General features: G+C 61.3%; 24 protein-coding genes. 6 read left to right on the top strand and 18 right to left on the bottom strand.

Annotated features, from left to right (window positions below):
- Positions 1-8: 8 nt before the first annotated feature.
- From soxB to B9A11_RS15425, 7 genes are all read right to left on the bottom strand, one after another.
- The gene (gene soxB, locus B9A11_RS15455; RefSeq protein ID WP_058247165.1) at positions 9-1,706 is read right to left on the bottom strand and encodes a thiosulfohydrolase SoxB; all 1,698 of its coding nucleotides are present in this window, start codon (positions 1,704-1,706) and stop codon (positions 9-11) included.
- A 101-nt stretch (positions 1,707-1,807) separates the two neighbouring features.
- Positions 1,808-2,656, bottom strand: coding sequence for a sulfur oxidation c-type cytochrome SoxA (soxA, locus tag B9A11_RS15450; protein WP_058247166.1), 849 nt, complete (start codon positions 2,654-2,656; stop codon positions 1,808-1,810).
- Between the two features lie 58 nt (positions 2,657-2,714).
- Positions 2,715-3,041: a thiosulfate oxidation carrier complex protein SoxZ gene (gene soxZ / locus B9A11_RS15445; RefSeq protein WP_058247167.1), complete on the bottom strand. Its 327-nt coding sequence runs from the start codon at positions 3,039-3,041 to the stop codon at positions 2,715-2,717.
- 18 nt (positions 3,042-3,059) lie between these two features.
- The gene (gene soxY / locus B9A11_RS15440; protein WP_058247168.1) at positions 3,060-3,479 is read right to left on the bottom strand and encodes a thiosulfate oxidation carrier protein SoxY; all 420 of its coding nucleotides are present in this window, start codon (positions 3,477-3,479) and stop codon (positions 3,060-3,062) included.
- A 29-nt stretch (positions 3,480-3,508) separates the two neighbouring features.
- Positions 3,509-3,973, bottom strand: coding sequence for a sulfur oxidation c-type cytochrome SoxX (gene soxX, locus B9A11_RS15435; RefSeq protein ID WP_370736529.1), 465 nt, complete (start codon positions 3,971-3,973; stop codon positions 3,509-3,511).
- Between the two features lie 147 nt (positions 3,974-4,120).
- Positions 4,121-4,699 carry a thioredoxin family protein gene (locus tag B9A11_RS15430; protein ID WP_058247170.1) on the bottom strand — a complete coding sequence of 193 codons (579 nt, stop codon included), beginning with the start codon at positions 4,697-4,699 and terminating at the stop codon, positions 4,121-4,123.
- Between the two features lie 66 nt (positions 4,700-4,765).
- Positions 4,766-5,503: a cytochrome c biogenesis CcdA family protein gene (locus tag B9A11_RS15425; RefSeq protein ID WP_058247171.1), complete on the bottom strand. Its 738-nt coding sequence runs from the start codon at positions 5,501-5,503 to the stop codon at positions 4,766-4,768.
- Positions 5,504-5,578: 75 nt separating this feature from the next.
- Between B9A11_RS15425 and B9A11_RS15420 the strand changes: the two genes are divergently transcribed.
- From B9A11_RS15420 to B9A11_RS15410, 3 genes are all read left to right on the top strand, one after another.
- Complete coding sequence (locus B9A11_RS15420) at positions 5,579-5,959, top strand: thioredoxin family protein (RefSeq protein WP_058247172.1); 381 nt, start codon at positions 5,579-5,581, stop codon at positions 5,957-5,959.
- A gap of 26 nt (positions 5,960-5,985) precedes the next feature.
- The gene (locus B9A11_RS15415; RefSeq protein WP_058247830.1) at positions 5,986-6,321 is read left to right on the top strand and encodes an ArsR/SmtB family transcription factor; all 336 of its coding nucleotides are present in this window, start codon (positions 5,986-5,988) and stop codon (positions 6,319-6,321) included.
- 79 nt (positions 6,322-6,400) lie between these two features.
- A complete protein-coding gene (locus B9A11_RS15410; protein WP_058247173.1) occupies positions 6,401-7,459 on the top strand; it encodes a YeeE/YedE family protein in 1,059 nt (352 codons plus the stop codon).
- Between the two features lie 33 nt (positions 7,460-7,492).
- Here B9A11_RS15410 and B9A11_RS15405 read toward each other — a convergent pair whose 3' ends face one another.
- The gene (locus tag B9A11_RS15405; protein WP_058247174.1) at positions 7,493-8,080 is read right to left on the bottom strand and encodes a riboflavin synthase; all 588 of its coding nucleotides are present in this window, start codon (positions 8,078-8,080) and stop codon (positions 7,493-7,495) included.
- A 91-nt stretch (positions 8,081-8,171) separates the two neighbouring features.
- Here B9A11_RS15405 and B9A11_RS15400 point away from each other — a divergent pair, with 91 nt between their 5' ends.
- From B9A11_RS15400 to B9A11_RS15390, 3 genes are all read left to right on the top strand, one after another.
- Complete coding sequence (locus B9A11_RS15400; RefSeq protein WP_058247175.1) at positions 8,172-9,464, top strand: capsule biosynthesis protein; 1,293 nt, start codon at positions 8,172-8,174, stop codon at positions 9,462-9,464.
- 93 nt (positions 9,465-9,557) lie between these two features.
- Positions 9,558-10,703 carry a polysaccharide biosynthesis/export family protein gene (locus B9A11_RS15395; protein WP_058247176.1) on the top strand — a complete coding sequence of 382 codons (1,146 nt, stop codon included), beginning with the start codon at positions 9,558-9,560 and terminating at the stop codon, positions 10,701-10,703.
- A gap of 3 nt (positions 10,704-10,706) precedes the next feature.
- Positions 10,707-12,740: a capsular polysaccharide biosynthesis protein gene (locus B9A11_RS15390; RefSeq protein ID WP_058247177.1), complete on the top strand. Its 2,034-nt coding sequence runs from the start codon at positions 10,707-10,709 to the stop codon at positions 12,738-12,740.
- Here the strand turns inward: B9A11_RS15390 and ribD are convergent.
- From ribD to B9A11_RS15340, 10 genes are all read right to left on the bottom strand, one after another.
- Positions 12,737-13,840, bottom strand: a complete 1,104-nt coding sequence (ribD, locus tag B9A11_RS15385; RefSeq protein WP_268811260.1) for a bifunctional diaminohydroxyphosphoribosylaminopyrimidine deaminase/5-amino-6-(5-phosphoribosylamino)uracil reductase RibD — start codon at positions 13,838-13,840, stop codon at positions 12,737-12,739. The two genes, B9A11_RS15390 and ribD, sit on opposite strands and share 4 nt — an antisense overlap.
- A complete protein-coding gene (gene nrdR / locus B9A11_RS15380; RefSeq protein ID WP_058247179.1) occupies positions 13,837-14,304 on the bottom strand; it encodes a transcriptional regulator NrdR in 468 nt (155 codons plus the stop codon). The genes ribD and nrdR overlap by 4 nt, the downstream gene beginning before the upstream one ends.
- A gap of 148 nt (positions 14,305-14,452) precedes the next feature.
- On the bottom strand, positions 14,453-14,860 hold the full coding sequence (locus B9A11_RS15375; protein ID WP_058247180.1) for a secondary thiamine-phosphate synthase enzyme YjbQ: 408 nt from the start codon (positions 14,858-14,860) through the stop codon (positions 14,453-14,455).
- Between the two features lie 90 nt (positions 14,861-14,950).
- Complete coding sequence (locus tag B9A11_RS15370; RefSeq protein ID WP_058247181.1) at positions 14,951-15,202, bottom strand: hypothetical protein; 252 nt, start codon at positions 15,200-15,202, stop codon at positions 14,951-14,953.
- Between the two features lie 184 nt (positions 15,203-15,386).
- Positions 15,387-17,372 carry an RNA polymerase sigma factor RpoD gene (rpoD, locus tag B9A11_RS15365; protein WP_058247182.1) on the bottom strand — a complete coding sequence of 662 codons (1,986 nt, stop codon included), beginning with the start codon at positions 17,370-17,372 and terminating at the stop codon, positions 15,387-15,389.
- A gap of 120 nt (positions 17,373-17,492) precedes the next feature.
- Positions 17,493-19,463 carry a DNA primase gene (gene dnaG, locus B9A11_RS15360; protein ID WP_058247183.1) on the bottom strand — a complete coding sequence of 657 codons (1,971 nt, stop codon included), beginning with the start codon at positions 19,461-19,463 and terminating at the stop codon, positions 17,493-17,495.
- 154 nt (positions 19,464-19,617) lie between these two features.
- Positions 19,618-19,893 carry a hypothetical protein gene (locus tag B9A11_RS15355; RefSeq protein WP_058247184.1) on the bottom strand — a complete coding sequence of 92 codons (276 nt, stop codon included), beginning with the start codon at positions 19,891-19,893 and terminating at the stop codon, positions 19,618-19,620.
- A 29-nt stretch (positions 19,894-19,922) separates the two neighbouring features.
- Entirely contained in the window at positions 19,923-20,474 is a 552-nt protein-coding gene (locus B9A11_RS15350; RefSeq protein WP_234988870.1) for a sarcosine oxidase subunit gamma, read from the bottom strand.
- Entirely contained in the window at positions 20,467-23,400 is a 2,934-nt protein-coding gene (locus tag B9A11_RS15345; RefSeq protein ID WP_058247186.1) for a sarcosine oxidase subunit alpha family protein, read from the bottom strand. Before B9A11_RS15345 ends, B9A11_RS15350 begins: the two co-directional genes overlap by 8 nt.
- Complete coding sequence (locus tag B9A11_RS15340; RefSeq protein WP_058247187.1) at positions 23,390-23,653, bottom strand: sarcosine oxidase subunit delta; 264 nt, start codon at positions 23,651-23,653, stop codon at positions 23,390-23,392. Before B9A11_RS15340 ends, B9A11_RS15345 begins: the two co-directional genes overlap by 11 nt.
- Positions 23,654-23,657 lie beyond the last annotated feature (4 nt).

Below are 23,657 nucleotides of genomic sequence, written 5' to 3'. Positions count from 1 at the left end.
GACGGGCGTTAGATGCCCGCCACCTCGACCGAATTGTTGGGCTCCAGCGTGATGGTGCCCTGTTTGCGAATGTGGCTTTCGACCACGTCCCAGATTTGCGGACCCTCCGTGCCCTCGTTCACCGAAGCCCAGCCGGCGACGATGTAGGTCTTGGACGGATCGATGGCTTCGCCGGTTTTGAGCAGGGTCATATCGCTGATCCGCTCGCCCTGCGGCTTGGAGACATCGACACGGTAGCCCATGCCACCGATGCGCACCATGTCGCCGCCCTGCTGGTAATAGGGGTCCGGGTTAAAGATGTTGTCGGCCACGTCCTCAAGGATCACCTTGATAAATTCGCCCGTCATTTCAGAGCGATACGCCTCGCCGTAGGTCATTGACGTCACGTTGAAGATGTCCTCGCGCGTGATGTCCTGCCCCGGAAGGATCGACGGGCCCCAACGTACGCCGGGCGACATGGCGATGTCGGCTTCCCGCTCGGAAATCAGCGCGTCGCAGATCAGGTCATCCCACGAGCCGTTGAAGTTGCCGCGGCGGTACAGCAGGCTGTCGGTCTGGCCGATGACCTCTTCGAGTTCGGCCTTGAAGGGCGCGCGCTGTTCTTCGATCAGCGAGGCAATCTTGGCGTCCGGCTCGATCACGTCCGAGAAAATCGGGATCAGCTTGTGGCGGAAGCCCATCATCCGGCCATCGCGCACGTCCAGATCGACGCGAGAGACGAATTTGCCGTTGGACCCCGACGCGATGATGATCGTCTCGCCGACCAGAACCGGCTCGGGCAGCGCGTCATGGGTGTGGCCGGACAGGATCACGTCGATGCCCGTCACCTTGGAAGCCATCTTTTTATCGACGTCGAAACCGTTGTGCGACAGGCAGACGACCAGTTCGGCGCCCTGCGCGCGGACCTCATCGACCATCGCCTGCATGTTTTCGTCGCGAATACCGAATGAATATTCCGGGAACATCCAGCGCGGGTTGGCGATGGGCATATAGGGGAAGGCCTGGCCGATCACGGCGATCTTGACGCCGCCGCGCTCAAAGAACTTGTAGGGCGGGAAAAGCTCGGCGGGTTCGTCCCACTCGGCGTCAAAAATGTTCTGGCCGAGCGCGGCAAACGGCAGATTTTCCACGATTTCCTGAACGCGCTCAGACCCCAGCGTGAATTCCCAGTGGAAGGTCATCGCGTCGGGGTTAAGCCCGTTCATCACGTTGACCATGTCCTGCCCTTGCGTCTTGTAGCAGGTGTAAGAGCCGTGCCAGGTGTCGCCGCCGTCCAGCAGCAGCGCGTCGGGACGATCGGCGCGGATGGCATTGATCACCGTGGACACACGATCCAGACCACCGACGCGCCCATAGGCCTGTGCCAACGACGAAAAATCGTTGTAGGTCAACGCGTAGTGGGAGGGAGACCCGTCCGCGATGCCATAGGCTTTGCGGAAATCCGCGCCGGTGATGTGGGGCACATGGCCCTTGTTGTCGCCAACCCCGATGTTCACCTCCGGTTCACGGAAGTAAATCGGCACCATTTGCGCGTGGATGTCGGTGACGTGGATCAGGCTGACGTTCCCGAAAGTGTCGAATTGCAGCAACTGGTCTTGGGTCAGGCTTTGCTGTGCAGCCAAACGCGCCCAATTGCCAAAGCCCGAAGCGCCGACCATCGCCGAGGCGGCCATGGAAACTTGCAGAAAATCGCGTCTAGAGATCATAGGAAGGGATCTTTCTGTCTCACGACACACATGCGCATGTGTGAATGGGTTGTTAACAAGAAACCCCGCATCGTGCGGACGACGCGGGGTTTGTTTAGATTTTAGTTACGAACGGACGGACCTTCGACCGACAGGCCGTTGCCGCGCGATGCAACATAAAGCTCGAGTGCGATGAACTCTTCGGAGCCGGGCGAATAGGTCTCGGCGCGGGTGTCACGCACACAGCCTTTGAAACGCGAATGCACGCCGTTGAGTTTGGCGTTTTTCAGACGATAGGCCGGAAAACCGTTGATCTGCCCCTGCGAGAGGTGATCCGCACGGATGTAGTTGCCGTAGTTGTCTTCGTGGCAGTTCGCGCAGGACAGCTCCAACTGGCCCGTGCGGGTGTAGTAAAGGTCTTTGCCCTTCTGCCACAATTCGGCGGCCGGACCGTCGGTCGCGACATTGACCGGCATCCCGCGAGACACGGAAGACATCAGGGCAACCATGTTGATGGCATCGCCCGCATCGTACTTCCATGCGTCCGCGCCCATGCGGTTGGTCCGGCAGTCGTTCATCTGCATTTGCAGTGTCCGCACTTCGCCAGCGGCTTCGTTCCACTTGGGATACACGGCCTTCACGCCAGCCATATCCTCGGGCGCGCCGTGACAGTCCGCGCAAGACTTGCCTTCGGACCCTTCGGCGGTGTTCCACTGGTCCACAGCTTGATCGACAAAAATCATGCCGGGGTTGTCGAAGTCGTCCATTTCCAGCGCCTGAGTTTCATCAGAGCGGAAGTGCCAGCCGGAAATCACCTCATCCAGAACACCGTCAAGGTGCTGAGGGGCGGCGGCTTTGGTGGTGATCTCAAGATCGCCATTGATGACAAGGTTGTCGTCATCTGCGCCACCGGCAAAGGCCATCGGTGCGGCGAAGAGAGCGACAGCAGCTGTCAGAGCCTTGAATTTCATATATTTCCCTCCCTTAAGGTCCCTGCCCCACCGTCCAGCGGGGCAGAGAAAACCGTGATCACACTGCGATCGACTTGGTTTCTTCGTAAACGTCGCCATCGTCGTCGTACCAAGTGAATTTGAATTCACCGGCTTCGGGGACTTGGGCTTCGAATTCGAAGTACGGGTTCGTCGAGATTGCGGGCTCGAGCGTGACGTCGATCACGTTCTGACCGTTGAAATCACAGGTAAAGCGGTTGATGATCGAGCGCGGGATCAAGTTGCCGCTACCATCTTTACGCTGACCGGATTCCATCTTGTGCGAAATCAGCGACTTGATGGTGATCACGTCACCAGCAGCTGCTTTTTTCGGGACTTTGACGCGGGGTTTAACACCAGATGCCATTGTTCTGAACTCCTATTCTTAGCCGCCGCAGCCGCCGATGGTGACCTTGACGGTCTTGGAGGCGCGGGCAAAGCTGCCATCGGCCAGTTTCGCAATGGCCACAACATCTTGGGTGCCAGCGAGACGGATGCGGGTCGACGCGGACTGCGCGCCGGCCAGCGGGCCAAAGTTGAAGGTGGCAACGCCCGGGGTCGGGTTTCCGGTTGCCAGCAGCAGGATGCTGGTCGCACCTTCTGCGGACACGGACACCGGAACAGTGTTGCCGTTTTCGGCGATTTCCGGCGCGGTCAGGTCGATGCCTGCGTCCGCGACGGCTGCACCGCCGGTGAACTCATTGATCACGTCTTCTGCTGCCGCTGCGCTTGCACGGAACGGCAGAACAGTCATCAACGCAGCGCCGGCGCCGAGCGCCAGAGTTTCGCGACGCGTAAATTCCATCGTCATTCTCCTTAGAGCTTTGGGGTTGATCAGCCGTCCTGCAGGGTAAGCAGGAATGCGACCACATCTTCGATTTCTTGCGCGGTCAGGATCGGCGGAAGTTCGTCGCCTGCCGGTGCCTTGCCGGTGTAGCCATCACCCGGACGGATGAAGCCTTTGGTCTTGTAGAACGCCGGCATCACCGAGCCTTCGAAGGTCATCTTGGCGTTTGCCACGATGCCGCGAAGCTCTGCCGCCGAGCGATACCCACCGACGCCATCCAACATCGGGCCGACTTCGCCGTGGAACGGCGCGTCCTGCAGGGCCGTCACTTCGTGACATGCGATGCAGTTGCCCTTGGATTTCGACGCCATGATCTTGGCGCCATTCTCCGCATCGCCGGCCATGCCGGTCAGCGACTCCTCGATGGCGCCGTACTCGTCGAACTGCAGATCGCCCGGCGCCACGTCGGCGGCAAAAGCCGCCCCCGCCACCAGAGCCATCGTTGCTGTCATTGCTGTAAGCCTCATGTTCCCTCCCTAGGCTTGCAGACCCGCACGGGTCGTACCTCGTATCGGCTGTTGCATACCGTAGGCTACCGAATGCCTCATACGCAACAACAAATTCACGGATATGAATTAATGCAGTCTAAAACCGCCAAATCAATCCGTCCGTCCATTGCTTCGCTCCTGGATGCGGCGCGCGTGATATCGCTGAAAATCTTCCCCATTATCAAGCGCATATCTCTTTTCGTTCACCCAAGTAAACATGTCCAACGTCGTCCCCTTGCCAAAAGCACCGGGCATGACGGCGACCGACGCGTCGAGCGCGGATTGCTTCTCTGGCACGTCCTCTGGCAGGAAAACGATGTTGGGCGTGAACATCACGCGCCACTTGCGCGCCATGTCTTTTTCCGGCAGCGATTCCCCGTCGAAATCGACGACTTCGATGTCGCCATGCAGGTTCAGCTGGACGACAAAATAGTTCTCTTCGATGTACTCGCTGACCGCAGGATCAACGAACACCTCCTCGTGCATCTTCTTGCAGTAGATGCAGCCGCGTTGCTCAAAGAACAGCACCAGCCGTTTGCCTTCGGCGTTGGCCTCTGCAAGATCCTCCCGCAAATCCTTGAACGTCTCGCGCATCCAAGGCTGCTTGTGCAGCCCATCGTCGCCAATCGTCTGCGCCCCGACGGGCAAAGCCATCGCGATTGCAAAAACCGCTCCGATCCAAGCCTTCATGTTCCTACTCCCTCTGGGGCGCTTGACGTTGAGTAGCGCCCGGCTCCTAACAACCCGTTAATTTCCTCAGCTGAGCGAGGTCCAACTGGGAAAAGTCTGAATCATCCACTGTGCAATCAGGTTAACGCTATCGGTTGCAATCAGGATCGCAAACACAATCAGCATGACCCCCATGACTTTTTCCACGTATTGCAGCTTGGACCGGTGCCGCGCCGTCCAGCGCAAAAACGGGCCGGAAAACAAGGCAGCGACCACAAAAGGCGCGGTCATCCCGACACCATAGACCAGCAGCAAAAGCCCCCCGCGCAGCACGTCCCCCATGCCCGACGCGATCATCAGGATCGACGCCAAGGCGGGTCCGACGCAAGGCGTCCAGCCGAACCCAAAGGCCAGCCCCATCACGTAGGCGCCCATCACCGACGTGGGCTCGGCGCTGCTTTCCAGACGGGCTTCGCGATACAGCAGGCCGATGCGAATCACGCCCAGAAAGTGCAGCCCGAACACCAGCAGAACCGCCGCCGCGACGTAGGACAGGGTGTCTTTCCAGTCGGCAAAGGCTTGGCCCACCGCGGTTGCGCCCATCCCCAACAGCACAAAGATCGTCGTCACGCCGAGCGCAAAAAACACTGCCGAGACGATCAGTTTACGCTGCGCGCCGGGCGCGATTCCCGCATCATCGCGCAGCTCGTTCATGGAAATCCCGGCCATGTAACACAGGTAAAACGGCACCATTGGCAGGATGCAGGGCGTAAAAAAGCTTAGCAAACCGGCAAAGGCCGCCCCCGCAAAGGATATATCAAGCACGATTCCCGCCCTCTTCTTGAATAATTCACATATTCAGATTAGGTTGTACGTCAGACGCCCGTCAATCGGTGTAAAATGCTCCGTACTATTTATCGAACAATCGCCTTTATGAGCGGTCTGCTGGTGGCAACCCCGTCAACCGCCGACGAGATCCGGCTGATCATGGTCGAGCAACCCGGCTGTGCCTATTGCGCCGCGTGGGACGATCAGATCGCGCCGGCCTACCCCAACACCGCCGAGGGGCGCTTTGCCCCGCTGGACCGGGCCGACCTTCACATGGGGCCGCCCGCCGGTGTCACCTATGCACGGCGCGTGAACTTTACTCCGACTTTCATCTTAATTGACGGTGGGGTAGAAATAGCGCGTATCGAGGGGTATCCTGGCGAAGATTTCTTTTGGCCGATTTTTACAAAGCTGCTGCAAGACAAGACAGAGTTTGAAGCGGAAACGCCGTGAACAAGCAAAGCACAGATCACTCGGGCCTGCCCGTACTGGATGGCGACCTCAGCGAGGCGGAACTTGACGAGATCCTCGACAAGGCCACAACTGCGTCCTCTTTCCTCAAGGCGATCAGCCACGAAGGCCGCCTGATGATCCTGTGCCATCTTGTGACCGGCGAGAAATCCGTCACCGAGCTCGAAGACCTGCTGTCCGCGCGCCAAGCCGCCGTGAGCCAGCAGTTGTCGCGCCTGAGGCTCGAAGGGCTGGTGACCCCGCGCCGCGACGGCAAGGCGATCTTTTACCGCTTGGCAGATGATCGCCCGCGTAAGGTTCTCGAAACCGTTTACGAACTCTTCTGCAAAGACGATGGCTGTTAACGATCGTCTTGCGCAATGCGGAATACAACCGCATACTCATTCCACGTCTTGAATATCCGAGCAGGAGGAGGGCCCGGACATGCTGGACATGTTGTCGGAACATCACTTGGTGGCGTTGATCGGCCTTGGCAGCGGCTTGCTCTTGGGGCTCGCGGCACGGCTGGGACGGTTCTGCACGCTTGGCGCAATCGAAGACGCGCTTTACGGCGGATCGACCGTGCGCCTGCGCATGTGGGGGATCGCCATCGGCATCGCCGTGGTTGGCAGTTTTTCCTTTATGCAGGCGGGTTTGCTGGCCGGAGGCGACACCTATTACCTGTCGATCCGCTGGATGCCATTGGCGTCGATTGCAGGTGGTTTGATCTTTGGCTACGGCATGGCCCTGTCGGGAAATTGCGGCTACGGCGCGATAGCACGGCTGGGCGGCGGGGATCTGCGCAGCTTTGTCATTGTGCTCGTCATGGGGGTGTCGACCTATGTGGTGCTCTCTGGCCCCCTCGCCCCGATCCGCGGCGCGCTGTTCCCGCAGAACCCTGTCACGACCGACGTCGCGCCGGGGATTGCCCACCAATTGGGGGCCATGACTGGCGTCTCTGTTAACCTTATCGGCATTTTGATCGGCGCGCTGATCCTCGTCGGCTCTGCCGCGTCAAAGCCGCTCTGGCGCAAGCCGGCCCAAGTCGCTTGGGCGGGGGCCGTGGGCCTCGCGGTCATCCTGGCCTGGGCGGGAACCACCTGGGTCGCGCGCAGCGGATTCGAAGGCCTACCCGTCGTCTCGCACAGCTTTGCCGCGCCGCTGGGCGAGACGATCCTGTGGTGGATGACCGGATCGGCCCGGCCCTTGTCCTTTGCCGTGGGCTCTGTCGCGGGTGTCTGGGGCGGCGCTTTTGTCGGCTCGCTCATCAAGGGCCATTTCCGCTGGGAAGCCTGCGAAGACCCACGCGAATTGCGCCGCCAGATCATCGGCGCGGCCCTGATGGGCGCGGGCGCCGTCATCGCCCTGGGCTGCTCCATCGGCCAAGGGCTGTCGGCCTTTTCGGTGTTGGCGATCTCTGCGCCGGTCACCACCGCGGCGATTTTTGCCGGGGCCGCCTTTGGCCTGCGCCAGCTGATCGTCGGCTTTCAACCCGCCGAATGAAAAGGGCCGCCCGAGGAGGCGACCCTGAAACCTTTAGTCAAACTCGCGCAGACGCGCCACGTAGCGCGCCAAGGTGTCAATCTCGAGGTTGATCCTGTCGCCTTCTTTGGCGTCACCCCAAGTCGTCACAGCCTTGGTGTGCGGAATGAAGTTGATGCCAAAGTCGCAACCATTGACCTCGTTCACCGTCAAAGATGTGCCGTTCAGCGCCACCGATCCTTTGGGCGCAATGTACCGCGCAAGGCTTTCGGGCGCGCGCAAGGTGACGCGGGTGCTGTCGCCTTCGTCCTGCATCCGCACGATTTCGGCCACGCCATCCACGTGCCCCGACACGATGTGACCGCCCAGCTCGTCACCCACCTTCAGCGCGCGCTCAAGGTTGATGCGCTTGCCCACGGACCACCCGCCGATGTTGGTCTTGGACACCGACTCGGCGCTGATATCCACGTCGAACCAGTCATCCCCCAGCGCGATCACCGTCAAACAGCAGCCATCGCAGGCAATGGAGGCGCCTAGGTCGATCCCTTGCGTCTCGTAATGGGTGCCGATGCGCACCCGCAGATCGCCGAGGTCTTCCAGAGACCGAACTTCGCCGATATCAGTGACAATACCTGTAAACATCAATGGTCTCCCTTGGACGGTGCCTGCGGCCTTAATTTCGCCGAGATCCGCCGTTAGCGTTTCCTTTAAACAAACGGCATAATTCGGCAATATGAGCAACGCAACCAGCGATAGACGTGTCTTTCTGTTCTTGCAGGGTCCGCATGGCCCCTTCTTTAACAGACTGGGCGCTATGCTGCGCAAAACCGGCGCAGACGTCTGGCGTGTCAGCTTTAACGCCGGGGACCGGGCCTTTTGGTTCCACCCCAAGAGCTTGATCCCGTTTCGCGGCAAACCCGAGGAATGGCGCGACACCTTTGTCGATCTGCTGCACAATAAACGGGTGACGGACATCGTGCTCTACGGGGATGTGCGCCGCATCCACGCCGAAGCGGTCGAGGAAGCAAAGCGGCGCGGCCTGACCGTACATGTCTTTGAAGAAGGGTACATGCGCCCCTATTGGGTGACCTATGAGCGCGGCGGCTCGAACGGGCATTCGCGCCTCATGAGCATGAGCATCGAAGAGATGCAGCAAACGCTCGCCTTGTCGGACATGGAGGCACCCCTGCCCCCCGCCCACTGGGGCGACATGCGGCATCACATCTTTTACGGCGCGCTTTACCACTGGTTCGTGATGTTCCGAAACGGGGATTACAAGAATTTCAAACCGCATCGATCACTGACGGTTTTTCAGGAATTTGCCCTGTATCTCAAACGCTTGACGTTGATGCCGTTCAGCTGGGTCGACCGGGTCATCAGCACCCAGCGCATCCGGCTGGGGGGCTTTCCCTATCACCTCGCGCTGATGCAACTGGAACACGACTCCAGCTTTCAAAAGCACTCGCCGTTTGAGTCGATGACCGACTTTATCGAGCTGGTGGTCCAAGGCTTTGCCGAAGGCGCGCCGGGCCACCATCATCTTGTGTTCAAAGCGCATCCTCTGGAAGACGGGCGCGCCAATGTACGCCAGGCCATCCGCGCGTGCGCCAAACGCTACGGCGTGAACGACCGCGTCCACTATGTGCGTGGCGGCAAGCTGGCGCAGCTTTTGAACGATGCGCGCACCGCCGTGACGGTCAATTCCACCGCCGCGCAGCAAGTCCTGTGGCGCGGCATTCCGCTCAAGGTCTTTGGCGATGCGGTCTATGCCAAGCCAGAGTTCGTCTCGACCCAGCCTTTGCCGGACTTTTTCGCCACCCCTTCACGTCCAAATATGCACGCCTACAAGGATTATCGCCGCTATTTGCTTGAAACTTCGCAACTTCCGGGCGGGTTCTACTCGGCGCGCGGGCGGCGGCAATTGTTGCGCCAAGTGGTCGATATGATGCTCGCGCCCGACGATCCTTACGACGCCCTCCGCCAAGGCACCGCGGCCCCGAGGCAACAGTTGCGCGTTGTCCACTAGGTGCATTTTTCTGAAACACTAGCGTTTTTCTTGCACTTGCCGTAGTTTGGTTGAAAAACTGAGGCAGAATTATAAGGTCGAGGAGACCGAGCAGTGAAAAACTCCTATACCCGCTGGGCGCGGTCCGTCGCCTTGCTGGCTGCGGTGTCCGTTCTGGCATCTTGCGGCCTGCCCCGTAGCGGCCCCACCAAAAAAGAAATCTTTGCAGGCTCTGTGCAGCGCGAAGGCGATGCCTTTATCGTCGCGGTCAACGACCGGGTGACGCGCGCGACGGCCGTTGTGCCCGCGCTTGGCTTTACCGATGCGTTCAAGAACGCGGGCGTTGTCGGCTCTGACACGATCCGTCCGGGCGACACGCTGGGCCTGACGATCTGGGAAAACGTGGACGATGGCCTGCTGGCCGCCGAAGCGACCAACTCGACCATCCTCGAAGAGGTGCAGGTCGACGGGTCGGGCTTTATCTTTGTGCCCTATGCGGGCCGGATCAAAGCTGCTGGCAACACGCCGGAACGTGTGCGCCAGATCATCACCTCCAAGCTCGAAGACCAGACCCCCGATCCGCAGGTGCAGGTGCGCCGCGTCGCCGGTGATGGCTCGACCGTAAGCCTCGTGGGCGCGGTGGGCGGCCAAGGTGTGTACGCGATCGAACGTCCGACCCGCACCCTTTCGGCCATGTTGGCCCGCGCGGGTGGCGTGACGATCGAGCCCGAAATTGCCCAAGTCACCGTCTTGCGCGGCAGCGCCAAGGGCAAGATCTGGTTCGAGGATCTTTACAACCATCCCGAGTTTGACATCGCCCTGCGCGGTGGCGACCGTATCCTAGTGGAACAGGACACCCGCGCCTTTACCGCGCTTGGTGCGACCGGCACCCAGGCTCGCGTGCCCTTTGAAACGCAGACCCTGTCCGGCGTCGAGGCCATCGCCCAAGTCGGCGGCCTGATCCCGACCGCAGCGGATCCCACCGGCGTCTTCATTTTCCGAAACGAGCCCGCTGAAATCGCCAACCAAGTGCTTGGCCGCAGCGATCTGATCGGCGCCCAGCGTATGGTCTATGTGCTTGATTTGACAGAGCCAAATGGCATGTTCATGGCCCGCGATTTTGCCGTGCGCGATGGCGATACGCTCTATGTGACCGAAGCGCCGTTCACCCAGTGGGACAAGACCATTGGCTCGCTGACCGGCTCGCTTGGCGCGGTCAGCACGATCACCACAGCTGCCGACACCCTGTCCGGAGGCTGACGCGTGCTCCCCTTTCGGGACGAGACAGACGCCGGGGAAACCACCCCCCGGCGTCTTTTTGTGTATAACGGCGGGTTCCTGACCCAACCGCGCGTGCGGCGCATCCTAAAGTTGTCCGGCTATCAGCTGCGACTTGGGCGTCCGACGCCCCAAGACCTGATCGGCGTCTGGGGCCAGTCGCCCTATGCCCATCGCGGCGAGGCCATGGCAAAACGCACAGGCGCGCCTATCGTCCGCATCGAAGACGCCTTTTTGCGCTCGCTTCATCCCGGACGCAGCGGTGAGCCGCCCATGGGCTTGGTCATCGACCATACCGGCGTTCATTTCGATGGCCGTGTGCCCTCTGACCTGGAAACGCTGCTCAAAACAGATCCGTTTGACGACACCGCCCTACTGGACCGCGCACGTGGCGCCATCGCCCGGATGCAGGAAACGCATCTTTCGAAATACAGCGCCACGCGGCTGGATGCCCCCCTGCCCGCTCCGGGCTATGTGCTGATCATCGACCAGACACGCAACGACGCCTCGGTGATCGCCAGCGGCGCGGACCGCAACCGATTTCTCGAGATGCTCTTTGTCGCTCAAGAAGAGCACCCCGGCGCGCGGTTTGTCATCAAAACCCACCCGGAAACGGCCCAAGGTCATCGCAGCGGCCATTACACAACCGCCGAACAGACCGACCGGATCACCCTTTATGACGGGCCCGCCTCGCCTTGGGCGCTGCTTGAGGGCGCTGTCGCGGTCTACACTGTCTCGTCCCAAATGGGCTTTGAAGCGATCCTCGCAGGGCACCGACCGCGAGTCTTTGGCCAACCGTTTTATGCGGGCTGGAACCTGACCGACGACGAAAACCCCGTTTACCGGAGGCAACGCAGCCTAACGCGCGCGCAGCTGTTTGCAGGATCGATGATTTTATACCCACGTTGGTACGATCCCTATTCCGACCAGCTGTGCGAGCTGGAAAACGTAGTAAACGCGCTGGACGCCCAGACACGCGCTTGGCGCGAAGATCACCGGGGCTGGATCGCCACTGGAATGCGGTTGTGGAAGCGCAAGCCCTTGCAGCAGTTCTTTGGACAGACGCGTAAAGTGATCTATGAAGATCGCCCCGCAAAGGTCGAGAAACTCTTACAAAACTCCGAGCGGCGGCACATGGTTTGGGCCGGCAAGGCAACTGGTTCCAAAGTCCGTGTCGAAGATGGTTTCCTCCGGTCGCGCGGGCTTGGCGCAGAATTGATCCCGCCCTTGTCCCTCGTGGTGGACCCGATCGGCATTTACTACGATCCGACCCATGCCTCGCGCCTTGAACAGCTGATCAGACAGCGCAGCACGGATCTAAGACCAGATCAAATCCGACGTATTAACCAAGTTAAGGCTCAGATTTCCGCGTCAAACTTGACCAAATACAACCTTTCTGGAGTTATCCCCAAGCTTCCCGCAGGTCGAACGATCCTTGTTCCCGGACAGGTTGAAGACGACGCCTCGATCCTGAAGGGCAGCCCAGACATTCAGTCCAATCTGGAGCTTCTCAAGCGCACACGCGCCGCGAACCCCGACGCGATCTTGCTGTGGAAACCCCACCCGGATGTGGTTGCGGGGTTGCGCAGCGGGCATGTAGACGCGCCTTTGGACTTCGCAGATCTGACCGTGGATCAGGCGGACATGGCTCAATTACTGACCCAAGTCGACGAAGTCTGGACCATGACGTCGCTCACCGGGTTCGAAGCCCTGCTCCGCGGGTGCTCGGTCACCGTTTTGGGCGCACCTTTTTATGCGGGCTGGGGGCTGACCCGCGATCTGGGGCCGGTCCCCGCGCGGCGGCTACAAGGGCCGCGCCCCACACTGGAGGCGCTCGCACACGCGACGCTGATCGACTATCCGCGCTACTTTGACCCCCTCACGGGCCTTGCCTGCCCCATCGAAGTCGTCATTGAACGCCTTCGGTCCGGGCGTCTTCCGCGACCGGGGCCATTCAATCGCAGCTTGGCGAAACTTCAAGGGCTCTTTGCGTCACAAGCCCACCTCTGGCGGCGTTAACCCTGATCGCTACGCCGCCAAACATGGTGAATGTCCTCACCGCAAGAAGAAACACTCTTAAGTTGAAAGCGGGGCGCTTCGACAAGATGATCAACGCCGAGCGCACCGATGCCCGGATGCCCCTCTGCGCCCAAACCGACGCCCGCGGTAAATACATGCAGTTCGTCCACAAGATCCTGCGACAACAGCGACGCCGCCAGCTGCCCCCCGCCCTCGCAGAACACCCGCGTTATGCCCTTTGCGCCAAGCGCTTGCAAAACTGAAGAGGGGTCAAGGCGGCCTGCGTTGATCTGGCAGGGCAACAGCGTCGCGCCCAAGCCATCCCACGCGGTGCGCAGTTCGGGCCGCGCATCCGGTCCATGACAAAGCCACACCGGCACGTCCCGTGCCGTCTGGGCAAGTTGGCTCATCAAGGGCACATCCAACAACCTAGAGGCGATCACGCGGACCGGCTGGCGATGCGCGCCGAAGCCGCGAACGGTTAACGCCGGATCATCTGCGCGCGCCGTACCCGCACCAACCATCACCGCATCATGGGTTGCGCGCAAGGCGTGGACCTTTTTGCGCGAGGGTGCGCCCGTTATCCACTTACTCTCTCCTGTCGCGGTCGCGATCCGGCCATCCAAGGTCATCGCCAACTTCAGCGTAACCCACGGACGTTCTTGCGAATTACGCAAGAAAAATCCCGCGTGATCCAACAATGCCTCTTGGGCCATCAACCCCGTCGAGACCTCGATCCCCGCGGCGCGCAACTGATCAAATCCACGACCGGACACGCGATCATCATTATCGTTGATCGGGGCAACAACCCGCGCGATCCCGGCAGAAATCAACGCCTGCGTGCAGGGGGGCGTCTGACCAGTATGAGAGCACGGCTCCAACGTGACATACGCCGTCGCGCCGCGCGCCGCCTCGCCCGCCATGGCCAGCGCCTGCGTTTCAGCATGCGGCCGCCCGCCGGGCTGGGTCCAGCCCCGCCCAACGATGCGACCTTGGTTAACGATCACGCAGCCGACAGCCGGGTTGGGCCAACATTGACCCATCCCACGCCGCCCAAGCGCAAGCGCATGGGCCATGTGACGCGCGTCGTGCTCGCTCACTTTTCGCCGGGGCCGGTCGGGCGCAGCTCGGAGACGAACTTGTCAAAGTCATCCGCCGCTTGGAAGTTCTTGTAAACGCTCGCAAAACGCACGTAGGCGACCGTATCGATGCGCGCCAAGGTTTCCATGACAATCTCACCGATCATCTTGGATTGGATGTCGGTTTCGCCCATGCTTTCCAGTCGCCGCACGATGCCAGAAATCATCTGATCAATGCGCTCTGGTTCAATCGGGCGCTTTTGCAACGCGATCCGGATCGAACGCTCCAGCTTGTCGCGGTCGAAATCTTCGCGCCGACCGTTGGTTTTGATCACCACCAAGTCGCGCAGCTGCACGCGCTCGTACGTGGTAAACCGCCCACCACAGGCAGAACAAAAGCGCCGACGCCGGATCGAAACGTGATCCTCTGCGGGGCGCGAATCTTTCACTTGAGTATCAATATTTCCGCAAAATGGGCAGCGCATGGCCGTCCCCCTCGTTTTTATCCGCCGATATGCCTCATGGGGTGGGTTTGCCCCACTTATCCACAGGCACTATAGGCCCGCATCCATACTTTGGGTAGAGGGCAATTTTCGGCGCAATATCGTGATGGGTGATCGTGGCTTTTGCGACTCAGTTCCCCAAATGCGCAACAACCTTGCGTTGGTGCGGCGCGCTGCGATGTTCAAACAGGTAAATGCCTTGCCACGTGCCCAAGGCCATGCGCCCATTTGTGACAGGAATGGTTAACGACACCGGGAGAATGGCGGCCTTGATATGCGCAGGCATATCATCCGGCCCTTCATAGGTGTGGGTCAGGTAGGACATGCTGGGGTCGGTCGTGGGCGGCACAAGACGCTGGAAATACGCCAAAAGATCGTCCTGGACTTCGGGATCGGCGTTTTCCTGAATGACCAGAGAGGCCGATGTGTGGCGAATAAACAGAGTAAGCAGACCAGTGCCTTTGACCCAGCGCCGCACCGCGTCCGTGAACTCATAAAGCCCTTGGCCGTTTGTTTGGAGAGTGAATTCGGTCTGCATGGAGGCCTCAGGCTTGCGTTGTCCACGTGGTGCCACGCCCAGCCTGTTCGTGCAAACAAAACGCCCCGAAAATCGGAGCGTTGCAGGGCTTTAGGTGTTTTTGACGACGCAGGTCACCGTCGGAAGGCTCTCGTCTGCGGCGAACAGCAGCCGCGAGCCGTTATCCGCGACCGCAGGGGTCATCGCCACCTGCGCAAGGGTTTCGCGGCAGCGTTCCAGATCGACTGCGTCGACCTCGATCTCGATTACGGTGGGTTCCTCGGGGACCAGCATATCGGTCGCCGCCAGAGCGCCCGCAGCCGTGCCCATCAATACAACGCTATATGCCAAAAGCTTTTTCATGCTGATCTCCTTCGTGTCTGGATAACCAGAAAACACTTGAAAAGTTCCCAACACGTTTGAAACGCCTCGCCTGATGCAGAACGATCTGATTCCAAATTCGCTCAAATTGCTGACGTTTTTCCCTAGGCAAACACAAAAACGGCGCCCCAGTATGGGACGCCGCTGTAGCGAGAAATCTTAACGCTTACTGATCCAAGAAGGACCGCAACTTGCGCGACCGCGAAGGGTGCTTGAGCTTGCGCAGCGCCTTGGCTTCGATCTGGCGGATCCGTTCGCGGGTCACGCTGAACTGCTGGCCGACCTCTTCCAGAGTGTGGTCGGTGTTCATGCCGATGCCAAAACGCATCCGCAGAACGCGTTCCTCACGCGGGGTCAGGGACGACAGCACGCGGGTCGTTGTTTCCTTGAGGTTTTCCTGAATCGCGGAATCCAGCGGCAGGATCGCGTTCTTATCCTCGATGAAATCACCCAGCTGGCTGTCTTCCTCGTCGCCAATCGGCGTTTCAAGAGAGATCGGCTCCTTGGCGATTTTCATCACCTTGCGGACCTTTTCCAGCGGCATTTGCAGCTTTTCTGCCAGTTCTTCCGGCGTCGGCTCGCGGCCGATTTCGTGCAGCATCTGGCGGCCAGTACGGACCAGCTTGTTGATCGTCTCGATCATGTGGACCGGGATACGGATCGTGCGCGCCTGGTCGGCAATCGAGCGGGTGATCGCCTGACGGATCCACCACGTCGCATAGGTCGAGAACTTGTAGCCGCGGCGATACTCGAACTTGTCCACGGCCTTCATAAGGCCAATGTTGCCTTCCTGAATGAGATCAAGGAATTGCAGACCACGGTTCGTGTATTTCTTGGCGATCGAGATCACGAGACGCAGGTTCGCCTCGACCATCTCTTTCTTGGCCTGACGGGCTTCTTTTTCGCCCTTCTGAACCTGGTTAACGATGCGGCGGAATTCGGAGATGTCCAGACCGACGTACTGACCGACCTGAGCCATGTCAGCGCGCAGTTCCTCGACCTTGTCCGAAGAGCGTTCGATGAACATCTGCCAGCCGCGACCGGGCTTTTCGGCCATGCGCTCCAGCCAGTTCGGGTCCAGCTCGCGACCGCGATATTCTTCAACGAATTCACGGCGGTTGATGCGCGCCTGATCCGCCAGCTTCACCATAGAGCTGTCGATCTGCATGATGCGGCGGTTGATGCCGTACAGCTGGTCGATCAGCGCTTCGATACGGTTGTTGTGCAGGTGCAGGCCATTCACCAGCTCGACGATCTCGCTGCGGAGCTTTTGGTAAATCGCTTCGTCCGCCGCCGTGAAGGAGCCGTCCTCGTTCAGGGTCGCGGAAATCCGGCTGTCCTGCATCTCGGCCAGCTGCTCGTAATCACCTGCGATCTGCTCCAGCGTGGCCAGAACGCGCGGCTTCAGCGCCGCTTCCATCGCGGCGAGCGACATGTTGGCCGCCTCGTCGTCGTCGTCATCGTCATCGCTGGCGATCGGGTTGCCATCGGCGTCCAGTTCTGGCTCGTTGCCCTTGGGCTTGGGCGCGGCTTCGACCGCCGAGGTGTCAACCACCGGCTCGTCAACCTCGCCATCCTCGCCCATCTGGCCTGAAAACGTCGTTTCAAGGTCGATCACATCGCGCAGCAGAATGTCTTCGGACAGAAGTTCCTCGTGCCAAATGGTGATCGCCTGGAAGGTCAGCGGGCTTTCGCACAGCCCGAGGATCATGGTGTTGCGGCCCGCCTCGATACGCTTGGCGATGGCAATCTCGCCCTCACGCGACAGCAGCTCGACCGAACCCATCTCGCGCAGGTACATGCGCACCGGGTCATCGGTGCGGTCCAGCTTTTCGTTGCCAGAGCCGGCCAGAGCGACCTCGCCCGGCTTCTTGGTCTCGACCAGATCGGTCGTGCCCTTGTCGTCCTCTTCGGCTTCCTCGTCGTCCTCGGTCACCTGGATGCCCATTTCGGACAGCATCGACATGACGTCTTCGATCTGGTCCGAGCTGACCTGATCGGGGGGCAGAACCTGGTTAAGCTGGTCATAGGTGATATAGCCGCGCTCGCGCGCTTCGGCGATCATCTTCTTGACCGCAGCTTGGCTCATATCGAGGCTGACGTCCTCATCCTGATCCTGCGTCTTGGCGTCGTCGTTGTCCTTGGCTGCCATGCGGCTCTCCTGATCGGGAAATGGGCGGGCGATTCGTTTGATCCGAATCAATACCGAGAATCGGCGATTCGCACACCCGTTTAACCTTATTTCTTTACGGCTTCCTCACCAAAATACCAATTAGTCCGATCCTTTGGAGGACCAAATCTGCGATATCAGCGAATCAAGCGCGTTCTTCTCGTTGCGGTCGACCGAAGCCCCGTTGGGCCCGATCTCGTATTCAGCGTCGTCCTCATCGACCAGACGGCCCGCCTGCGCGCGGGCTTTGGCGGCCTCCCCAACGCGGTAGGTCAAAGCCTCGTCGGCCAGTTCATCCAAATCCTGTTCGGCCTCGGCCAGCTCCGCCTTCCAGCCCAGATGCGCCTCCAGCTTGGCCAATTCCTCGGCCACCGTCTTGCGTGACTGCACAATGTTCCCCGGCGATCGAATGCAGGGCACAATCGCCACATGGCGTGCGGCGAACAGGGTTTCAAGGGCGTCCGGGCCAATTGCGCCCTCTGCCATGTCGATCATGCGGTCCTCGTTGCCGATGGCGCGCAGGATCACGTCGCGCAAGGTCGCGTGATCCGCGTCGCGGCAGGGCATGGTTTCCAGCTGGCTTTCGAACTCCTCGGCGATCTGCGGCGTTCGCAGGATCGCGGCAAAGATCACCATCTCGCGCAACATCAGTTCGGCGTCGTCCCCCGCCGAGGCCAAGAGCGACTGTTTCGCCGTGGGGCTGGCGGGCAGAGGCGCGCGCCAATCGCGGCGTTTCCCGCCGTTGAAGCCGCCACCAAAGCCCCCGCCGGGCTTGAAGGGCGCCCGCTGCGGACGGAACAGCGCATAGCGCAACTCCTTGATTTCGTCGCCATAATGGCGGCGCAGGTAGGGGTCCTGGATCTTGGCGATGCGCGCGCGCAGCACCTTGTCCAGCGCCGCCTTGCGTTCGGGGCTGTCGAACACCTTGCCTTCGGTTTCCTGCCGCCAGAGCAGTTTGACCATCGGCATCGCCTCATCCAGGACCTTGGACACCGCCTCTGGCCCCTCGGCGCGCAGCAGATCGTCCGGGTCCTTGCCTTCGGGCATGATCGCGAACCGCAAGCCCTTGCCCGCCTCAAGCACCGGCAGCGCGATGTCGATCACACGATATGCGGCGCGCAGACCCGCCGTGTCCCCATCCAGCGCGATCACCGGCTCTTCGCTCATGCGCCACATCAGTTGCAGCTGCGGCTCGGTCACGGCGGTGCCCAAAGGGGCCACCGACGCCGGGAACCCCGCCTCGGACAGGGCGATCACATCCATGTAGCCTTCGGCGACGATCAGGCGGTTGCCCTTGCCCGACGCCTCACGCGCGGCGCGCATGTTGTAAAGGTTGCGCGACTTATCGAACAGCTCGGTTTCCGGCGAATTCAAATACTTGGCGTTGTCGTTCGGGTCCATCGCCCGCCCGCCAAAGGCGATCGCCCGCCCGCGCCCGTCGCGGATCGGGAACATGATCCGATGGCGAAACACGTCATACGGCTCGCGTCCCTTGTCGGATTTCTTGACCAAACCGGCGGCCAGCATCAGCTCTGGATCGACGCCCTTTTGCTTGAGATGCTCGCGCAGATTTTCCCAACCGGGGGGCGCAAAACCGATCTCAAAGCGGTCCAACGCCTCTTGCGACAGCCCCCGCTTGGCCAGATAGGCGCGCGCCTCTTGGGCTGGGCCACGCTTGAGCTCCAGCCGGAAAAACTGCACCGCCTGTTCCATCACCTCGGACAACAAGCTCCGCCGATCGGCCTTTTGCTGGGCGCGCGGGTCCTGCTTCGGCACCGGCATCCCGGCCTCTTGCGCGAGGATCTCGACCGCTTCCATAAAGCTGACGTTCTCTGTCTCTCGGACAAAGGAAATGGCGTCGCCCTTGGCGTGACAGCCAAAGCAGTAGTAATACCCCTTGCGGTCATCCACATGAAAAGACGCGGTTTTTTCATGGTGAAAGGGGCACGGCCCCCACATGTCGCCCTTGCCTTGGTTCGATTTGCGCATGTCGAACATGACTTTGCGACCGACCACTTGGGTCAGGCTCGTGCGCGTGCGCAATTCGTCAAGAAAACCGGGGGGCAGACTCATAGCGGTCAATATCGGCCCTCACGAGACCGAATCCAAGCAGCTTCTTTGGGATAACTTTCCGGGCCCTCACAAAGTGCCGGGGTTTGGGGCACCGCCCCAAGGCCTGCGTGGCCTGAACGCAAACCAACCTGTGCGCAAACAGCGCGCCTTTAGGTCAAAGCGCCTCGCATTGCAGCTTCCACGCGGTCCCGACATCGGGGGTCAGCTGCTCTTTGGGCAGCGCGTAGATCCAATCCACCAGCATGGCTCCGGCGTCCTTATCCAGTACGTCGGCGGCACTCTTGCGTGCGGCCTCGGCCTCGACACCATCCGTGCGCCCTTGGACAAGACCCATGACAAACTCGGCCTGAGCGGCACAATCCATAGCGGCCTCTTCGGCCAAAGCCGGCGCGGCACACCCGATCAATGCCACAAACATCACAGCACGCATGACAGTTCCTCCTTGCCGTTTAGCCGTATTTAGCCCGCTCCTGCCCGCGCGGCAACCGATGCCATGGCGTCAGCGATCTCTTGCACAAGGGTTCGGGCCATCGACCGAAACCCCATGATCTGCAAACCACCCCCCGTTCGCGCAACCGACACGTTCATATGACCCAGCTGCGTCCGGATCGCCGCGCCTTCGGGGAACGCGGCGGCGCGCAAGTCCGCCGGAACAAGACGCGCCAAGACGTCCTCGGCGCCCGCGCCGCTGAGCTTCAGCACGATCCACCCGTCGGACTGGTCCGTCACCGCGGCCAAGCCGCCAAGGTCTGCGGTCAGGCGCGCGCCCATCAGGAACGCCAGATCGCGCCCCATCCAGACACAGCGCAGCTCGCCTTTCCTTGTCAGACAATTGGCCTCGGGAAAGCCCACGCCCAGCGCCGCCAGCAACGCCTGCGTCACCGCCTTTCGCTGCCCGCGAAACGGGGCAATCGAGGTGATCTCCCCCGGCAGCACCTCTTCCAGGGTCAGCGCCCCTTGGCGCACCGGCAGCAAATCCGCGCCGGGGGAAACAGCCGTTAACCTATCCACGCAAGCGTCCTCCATCCGGATCAAATGCCACCGGGTCCGTCACCTCGCACACCGCTGTCAGACCGCGCAGGTGGTCCACCATCTTGATCGTCTCGCCATGTCGCGCGCGCCCATTCGCCAAAAACGCCAGCGCCCGCGTCTCGCCCAAGGTGGGGGAAAAACACGCCGAAGTGATATAGCCCTCATCCGCCGCGCTGACCGGCTTGGCCTCTGGCGCGAACAGATGCGCCCCGGCGACCAACTGCTTGACCGCGCCGATGGGCCGCAGCCCCACGAGCTGCGCCCGCTCGGGGTCCATCAGCCCCGGACGCGCGGCCATCGCCTTGCCAATACAGTCCTTTTGCGCCGAGACCATACGCCCGAACCCGATGTCAAAGGCCGTCGTCCGGCCGTGAATTTCCGCGTGGGTGATATGGCCCTTTTCGATGCGCAGCACGTTCAGCGCCTCCATCCCATAGGCACCGCCGCCCATCGCTTCGGCCCGTTCGACCAGCTTTTCAAACAGGCTGGCCCCGTAGCGCGCGGGCACCGCGATCTCATAGGCGTGCTCGCCAGAGAAAGAGATCCGGAACAGCCGCGCCGCCGCCCCAAGGACCGACACCTCGCCGCACGCCATATAAGGAAAACTGGCGTTGTCGATGGGCGCATCCAGCATCCCGTTCAGCAGATCGCGCGCTTTTGGCCCTGCGATGGCGAACTGCGCCCACGCCTCGGTCACCGAGGTAAAGCGCACGTTCATCTGCGCGCAGAACGCCTGCCGCACCCAGTCGAGATGGCGCATCACCTCGCCCGCCGCAGCGGTGGTGGTCGTCATAACCCATTGATTTTCCGACAAGCGCGCCGTGGTTCCGTCATCCATGACATGCCCGTCTTCGCGCAGCATCAGACCATAGCGCACCCGACCCGGCCGCAAGGTGCTGAACCGATTGGCATAGACGAAATCGAGAAATGCGCCCACGTCCGGCCCTTGGAGATCAATCTTGCCAAGGGTCGAGACATCGCAGATCCCGACCGCGTCACGCACCATGCGCACCTCGCGATCACAGCTTTGCCGCCACGTCCTTTCGCCCTCCCGCGGAAAGAAAGACGACCTGTACCAAAGCCCCGCCTCGACCATCGGCGCGCCCATTTTGACGCTGGCAGAATGCGAGGTGGTGAACCGCTGCGGCGCAAACCCGTGCCCCTGAGCGCCCGCGCCCATCGCCGCAATCGCCACCGGCGTGTAGGGCGGGCGAAAAGTGGTCGTCCCCGTTTCAGGAATGTCGCGCCCGGTGGCATCGGCGAGGATCGCAAGCGCTTGAACGTTCGAGTTCTTGCCCTGATCGGTGGCCATGCCTTGGGTCGTATACCGCTTCATATGCTCGACCGAGGCGTAATTTTCCGCCGCCGCCTGGCGCACATCCTTGACCGTCACATCGTTCTGAAAGTCCAGCCAGGCGCGCCCCTTGCCCTCGACCGCCCAAAGACGGCGCAGCCGGTAAGGCGCGTCTTCGGCGTCGGGCAGATCCGGGGATTGCCCCTTGAAACCAATATCTTGGGCCGCAGCCCGCCCAGCCTCGGCTCCGTCGGTGAGGCACGTCATCGTGGTAAACGCGCCCCGCGCCGCGCCCGCAACGCGCATCCCCGGCACCGCACCGTCCCGCGGCACAAAAGTCGCGATATCGTCGCGCCACACGGGCCGCGCATTCATGTGACAGGTCAGATGCACCGCGGGGTTCCACCCGCCGGACACGCCCAGCGCCTGCACCGCAATGCTTTCCCGTCCACCATCCGGCGCGCGCAGGGTGATCGCCTCCAGCCGCTTGCGCCCATGCGCGCGCGTCACCTGAAAGCCGGGGTAAAAGGGCACGTTGCCAGCAAGGTTCTGCGCGTCATGGCGTGCGTCGATCAAGGCCGCCACATGCACCCCCGCTGCCGCCATATCCCGCGCGGTACGGTGGGCGTCGTCATTGTTGCCAAAGACCGCGACCGACTGACCCGCCGCCACGCCCCAATGGTTCAGATAGGCGCGCATGGCCCCGGCCATCATCACACCGGGCCGGTCATTGTCGCGAAAGGCGATGTGCCGCTCCAACGCGCCGGCACACAGGACCGAACGCTTGGCAGCGATCCGCCAGAAACACTCCAAGGGCCGCCCACCGGGGTCAGCCAAATGCTGCGCAACCCGTTCCAACGCGGCAAAGGTGCCTTGGTCAAAGGCCCCCGTCACGGTTGTCCGGGTCATCACCCGGACATTGTCCATGGCGCGCAGTTGCTCTGCGGTCTCTTGCGCCCAGACCGCGGCGTCACGCCCGTCGATGGTTTCATCTTCGGCCAACAAGCGCCCGCCCAACCGCGGCCCCTCATCGCACAGGATCACATCCGCGCCGCTCTGCCCCGCCGCGAGCGCCGCCATCAGCCCCGCAGGGCCGCCGCCGATCACCAGCACGTCGCAAAACGCATAGGCCTTTTCATAGCGGTCCGGGTTGTGCGCGCCAAACAACGCACCAAGCCCCGCAGCCCGGCGGATCATCGGCTCGTACAGCTTTTCCCAAAAAGATTTAGGCCACATGAACGTCTTGTAATAAAAACCCGCACCCAGCAGCGGCGCCGCCAGATCGGTCACGCCCATCAAGTCAAATCCCAGCGACGGCCAGCGGTTCTGGCTCCGCGCCTCGAGCCCCGGATACAGCTCTTGCACGGTCGCCCGCGTGTTCGGCTCGGCCCGCGCCCCGGTCCCCACGGTGACCAAAGCATTCGGCTCGGCGCTGTCGGCGGTCACAACCCCGCGCGGACGATGGTATTTGAAACTGCGCCCCAGCAACATCTCGCCATCCGCCATCAAGGCCGAGGCCAGCGTGTCACCCACACGCCCGCGCCGCCGCACCCCGTCAAAGACATAGTCCACAGGCGCGGTGCCGATCCGCCCTTTGCCCTCAATCCGCATCGGCATCCTCCACCAAAACGGCTCCGAACACCTCATGGGTCACGGTATCCCGCTCGACGATCACCCACGCCCCGCACCCCGCCTCGTGGTGCCAAAGATCACGCGTCCGCCCTGCTGGATTATCGCGCACATGCACATAGGCATGCCAAGCGTCCAATTCGCCGGACACGGGCCGCTCCAGCATCGAGGCCGCGCCCTGATAGTAGAACTCGCGCCGGTCCCGCGTGCCGCAAATGGGGCAAGGCAATCTCATAACG

Source organism: Tropicibacter naphthalenivorans (assembly GCF_900176475.1).
GTDB lineage: Bacteria > Pseudomonadota > Alphaproteobacteria > Rhodobacterales > Rhodobacteraceae > Tropicibacter > Tropicibacter naphthalenivorans.
This window is presented reverse-complemented; position numbering and strand designations above follow the sequence as displayed.

Excerpts from the sequence above, each read along its gene's own strand:
- B9A11_RS15375 (WP_058247180.1), bottom strand. The coding sequence starts at position 14,860 with ATGCAGACCGAATTCACTCTCCAAACAAACGGCCAAGGGCTTTATGAG.
- dnaG (WP_058247183.1), bottom strand. The coding sequence starts at position 19,463 with ATGAGTCTGCCCCCCGGTTTTCTTGACGAATTGCGCACGCGCACGAGC.
- B9A11_RS15420 (WP_058247172.1), top strand. The coding sequence starts at position 5,579 with ATGCTCCGTACTATTTATCGAACAATCGCCTTTATGAGCGGTCTGCTG.
- soxY (WP_058247168.1), bottom strand. The coding sequence starts at position 3,479 with ATGGAATTTACGCGTCGCGAAACTCTGGCGCTCGGCGCCGGCGCTGCG.
- B9A11_RS15430 (WP_058247170.1), bottom strand. The coding sequence starts at position 4,699 with ATGAAGGCTTGGATCGGAGCGGTTTTTGCAATCGCGATGGCTTTGCCC.
- soxB (WP_058247165.1), bottom strand. The coding sequence starts at position 1,706 with ATGATCTCTAGACGCGATTTTCTGCAAGTTTCCATGGCCGCCTCGGCG.
- B9A11_RS15400 (WP_058247175.1), top strand. The coding sequence starts at position 8,172 with ATGAGCAACGCAACCAGCGATAGACGTGTCTTTCTGTTCTTGCAGGGT.
- B9A11_RS15345 (WP_058247186.1), bottom strand. The coding sequence starts at position 23,400 with ATGCGGATTGAGGGCAAAGGGCGGATCGGCACCGCGCCTGTGGACTAT.
- soxA (WP_058247166.1), bottom strand. The coding sequence starts at position 2,656 with ATGAAATTCAAGGCTCTGACAGCTGCTGTCGCTCTCTTCGCCGCACCG.
- soxX (WP_370736529.1), bottom strand. The coding sequence starts at position 3,973 with ATGACAGCAACGATGGCTCTGGTGGCGGGGGCGGCTTTTGCCGCCGAC.
- B9A11_RS15410 (WP_058247173.1), top strand. The coding sequence starts at position 6,401 with ATGCTGGACATGTTGTCGGAACATCACTTGGTGGCGTTGATCGGCCTT.
- B9A11_RS15405 (WP_058247174.1), bottom strand. The coding sequence starts at position 8,080 with ATGTTTACAGGTATTGTCACTGATATCGGCGAAGTTCGGTCTCTGGAA.
- rpoD (WP_058247182.1), bottom strand. The coding sequence starts at position 17,372 with ATGGCAGCCAAGGACAACGACGACGCCAAGACGCAGGATCAGGATGAG.
- B9A11_RS15355 (WP_058247184.1), bottom strand. The coding sequence starts at position 19,893 with ATGCGTGCTGTGATGTTTGTGGCATTGATCGGGTGTGCCGCGCCGGCT.
- B9A11_RS15370 (WP_058247181.1), bottom strand. The coding sequence starts at position 15,202 with ATGAAAAAGCTTTTGGCATATAGCGTTGTATTGATGGGCACGGCTGCG.
- B9A11_RS15340 (WP_058247187.1), bottom strand. The coding sequence starts at position 23,653 with ATGAGATTGCCTTGCCCCATTTGCGGCACGCGGGACCGGCGCGAGTTC.
- nrdR (WP_058247179.1), bottom strand. The coding sequence starts at position 14,304 with ATGCGCTGCCCATTTTGCGGAAATATTGATACTCAAGTGAAAGATTCG.
- soxZ (WP_058247167.1), bottom strand. The coding sequence starts at position 3,041 with ATGGCATCTGGTGTTAAACCCCGCGTCAAAGTCCCGAAAAAAGCAGCT.